The following is a 2469-nucleotide window of genomic DNA, read 5'->3' as shown; positions in this document are numbered from 1 at the left end:
ACCCCGATGACCACGCCCAGCATCGTCAGAAGCGAGCGCGTCTTGTTCGCCAGGAGCGAGGACAGGGCGGTGCGCAGCGTCTCGAACATCGTTACTCCTCCCTTCCCGAAGCCGTCTCGTCGGAGACCAAGCGACCGTCCTTGAACCTCAAAATGCGCCGCGCGTAAGCGGCGATGTCCGGCTCGTGCGTCACCAGGACCACCGTCTTGCCCTCCCGGTTGACCTCGACGAGAAGGTCCATGATCTCCTCGCTCGTCCGCGTGTCCAGGTTCCCCGTCGGCTCGTCGGCCAGGATCAGGGGCGCTCTGCCGACGAGGGCCCGCGCGATGGCGACGCGCTGCTGCTGGCCGCCGCTCATCTGATTGGGCCTGTGTTCCAGGCGGGCACCCAACCCCACGCGCTCCAGGGCCTCGCGGGCCCGCTCGCGGCGCTCCCTGGCGGGGACCCCCGCGTAGACGAGGGGGAGTGCGACGTTATCCACGGCTGACAGGCGCGGCAGCAGGTTGAACCCCTGGAACACGAAGCCCAGCTTCCCGTTGCGGACCTTCGCCAGCTCGTCGCCCGACAGGTGCGCCACGTCCCGCCCGTCCAGGAGGTAGCGCCCATCGGTGGGAGAGTCGAGGCAGCCCAGCATGTTCATCGTCGTGGACTTTCCAGAGCCCGACGGCCCCATCACCGCCACGAACTCCCCGTGGGCCACCGAGAAGGAGACGCCATCCAGCGCGCGCAGCTCCACGTCCCCGGTCCGATAGACCTTGACGAGGTCCTCGACCTCGATCAGAGGACACGCGGCCCTCTCCGAAGCGGCATCCAGGAGGCTCATCGGCCCGTCCTCACCACGACGGCCTCACCCTCGGCCGCGACGGCCGCCCCGGCGGTGCTGAAGGCGACGGCCAGCTCCTGCCCCTCCTTGAGCTGCGTGTTCAAGACCTCCACCCACGTACGGTCGCTGATCCCCTGCTCTCCGACGGGAACGCTGCCCACGATCTTCCCGTCCTCTACGACCCAGACTACGGGCTCGTCCTCGTCGTCCGAACGGTTTCCATTCCTCCGCCGCATCGGGGGCAATCCCATGATCGACCCCTCGCCCTCCTCCTGCTCCGTCCCGGAAGCGGCGGCGAAGGCAGCAAGGACATCGCCCGGCGGCGTGAAGCGGAGCGCCGCGGCCGGAACCTTCAGTGCGTCCTTCTTCTCCTCCGTGACGATGGTCACGTTGGCCGTCATGCTGGGCTTCAGCTTCAGCTCCGAGTTGTCCACCCGAATGATCACCGTGTAGGTGACTACGTTGGAGACGACCGTGGACTTCAGGCGCACCTGCGTCACGGTGCCCTCGAACGTCGTGTCCGGCCATGCGTCAAAGCGGCAGATCGCCCTCTGGCCCTCCGCGATGCGCCCGATGTCCGCCTCGTCGACACTGGCCTCGATCTGCATCCGAGTCAGGTCGCGGGCGATGGAGAAGAGCGTTGGCGTCTGGAGGCTGGCCGCCACGGTCTGCCCCACGTCCACCTTTCGCGCAATGACCACCCCGTCGACTGGCGAGACGATGCGCGCGTAGCCCAGGCTCGTTTCGGCCTGCTTCAGCGAGGCTTTGGCCTGCACGACCTGGGCGTTGTTTTCGGCAAGGGAGGCGCGGGCCAGGGAGAGCTTGGTCTCCGCGGCGTCCAGTTCGCTCCGCGCGATCAGGTCCCGCTCCCAGAGCTCCTTGTTGCGCTTGAAGGTCCGGTCCGCATCCGTAACGGACGCCCTGGCGCTCGTCGTTCGGGCCTGGGCGAGGGCGAGGGAGGCCTTCGCCTCCTCGATCCTCGACTGCAGCATGTCGGTGTCCAACATGGCGACCAACTGCCCCTTGGTGACCCGGCTGTTGTAGTCCACGTAGATTTCCTTGATCGTCCCGGAGACCTGCGTGCCGACGTCCACCATCTCCACGGGGTTGACGCTTCCGGTGGCGCTGACCGTCGCGGAGATGCTCCCGCGCGTCACGGGCTGGGTTCGGTAGACGTACTCCGTCCCCTCGTCCCTGAAGAACCCATACCAGACGCCCCAGGCGATCCCCGCCGCGATGGCTCCAAACGACAGCATCTTAAAAACCTTCATGAACGACTCCTCCGATATCCGTGTCTGTCGAGGACGTCCCAATACTGAAGACGACCGTCTCTTCCGGGGAGAAGTATAGGGGATGGGCTCCCGACGGACAACGTCAGGGATACGCGGGGGGACATCGTAGAAATACGCACGCCTCGAAGCGGGTTGAAAGCACACGAATTGAAAGCGCGAGAGCGGATGCGATAAAGGAGGTCGCTCCGCAGGGGGGTGTTTTTGGGGAGGCAAACTTACGCAGTAGGTTTCACTAAAAACATTTGTCTGACATCTCCCGCCAACGCCGAAAGACGATAATAAATTGTCCTCTTTCAGCACAGCCGACCGACCGGCCGCCGCAATCCTCCCCAAAGATCGGCTTGCGTGAGGCCG

General features: G+C 65.5%; 2 protein-coding genes. Both read right to left on the bottom strand.

The annotated features are described in order from the left end of the window. Positions 1-91: 91 nt before the first annotated feature. Positions 92-823 (bottom strand): ABC transporter ATP-binding protein, encoded by a 732-nt coding sequence (locus ACO41U_RS10335; protein WP_485943759.1) that lies wholly within the window; start codon positions 821-823, stop codon positions 92-94. After that, on the bottom strand, positions 820-2094 hold the full coding sequence (locus tag ACO41U_RS10330; RefSeq protein ID WP_485943757.1) for an efflux RND transporter periplasmic adaptor subunit: 1275 nt from the start codon (positions 2092-2094) through the stop codon (positions 820-822). The genes ACO41U_RS10335 and ACO41U_RS10330 overlap by 4 nt, the downstream gene beginning before the upstream one ends. Between the last annotated feature and the right edge of the window lie 375 nt (positions 2095-2469).

The sequence above is a fragment of the Fretibacterium sp. genome (assembly GCF_057312375.1).
The sequence above is the reverse complement of the archived record's forward strand: the minus strand, read 5'-3'. Positions and strand labels throughout refer to the sequence as shown.

Coding starts and splice junctions, on each gene's coding strand:
- ACO41U_RS10335 (WP_485943759.1), bottom strand. CDS start 823: ATGAGCCTCCTGGATGCCGCTTCGGAGAGGGCCGCGTGTCCTCTGATC.
- ACO41U_RS10330 (WP_485943757.1), bottom strand. CDS start 2,094: ATGAAGGTTTTTAAGATGCTGTCGTTTGGAGCCATCGCGGCGGGGATC.